We start from the raw sequence: 920 nt of genomic DNA, 5'->3' as shown, positions 1-920 counted from the left end.
GTAAATGTTGGAGCAGTGGTATCTTGAACCGTAATTGTTTGCACTAGAGATGTTGTATTATCACACGCATCGGTTAATGACCAAGTTCTTGTAATTACAGATTCGTTAGCACAATCACCAGAAGCAACAGTATCAGTAAATGTAGCTTCAAGATCTATAGAACAATTATCAGCTTCATCAGTAACATCACCAGTTAAGGACAGATCAATTAAATCTTCATCACATTCAAGTGTTGCATCTACAGGAACTGTAAATGTTGGAGCAGTGGTATCTTGAACCGTAATTGTTTGTACTAGAGTTGTTGTATTATCACACTCGTCAGTTAAAGTCCAAGTTCTTGTGATTATAGATGCGTTAGCACAATCACCATCAGCAACGATATCATTATATGTTGCTTCTAAATCTCCTGAACAAAAGTCCGTTTCATCAATGACATCACCCGTTAGTAACATATCAGACGGATCTTGATCACATTCTAGAGTTATATCTGCAGGAACTGTAAATGTTGGAGCAGTGGTATCTTCAATAGTTAGCGTAACTGATAAGGTTGTTGCATTTCCGCAGTCATCGGTAATTGTATAAATTACAGCGATTATTCCTCCTTGACCACATGTTGGTATTAAGTTAGTGTATGCATAATCTGAAGTGACTTGACCATTAAAATCTGTATCGCAAGAATCCGTTACACAAGTTTCTAATGCTGATATATTAGCAGTATTCCAATCGTTAGCCAATTGCTCGTTATCATCACCAGAACATTCGATAGATCCATCTGTTATAGAGCAATTATCTAAGTTAGGAGGTGTTGAGTCTTCTAAAGTTAATGTTAGGTTTAAAGTAGTTGTATTACCACAATCGTCAGTAATAGTATAGATAACAGCGATCGTACCAACTTGACCACAAGTTGAAACTAGGTTATT

1 protein-coding gene is annotated in these 920 nt (G+C 36.4%); it reads right to left on the bottom strand.

The window, feature by feature from the left end; all coding sequences use genetic code 11:
* The coding region (locus H593_RS21070; protein WP_037052843.1) for an HYR-like domain-containing protein at window positions 1-920 on the bottom strand (920 nt) is incomplete at both ends.

Source organism: Psychroserpens burtonensis DSM 12212 (assembly GCF_000425305.1).
Classification (GTDB): Bacteria; Bacteroidota; Bacteroidia; order Flavobacteriales; family Flavobacteriaceae; genus Psychroserpens; species Psychroserpens burtonensis.
Note: the sequence above shows the minus strand (reverse complement) of the source record. Positions and strands in the feature narration are given on the sequence as shown.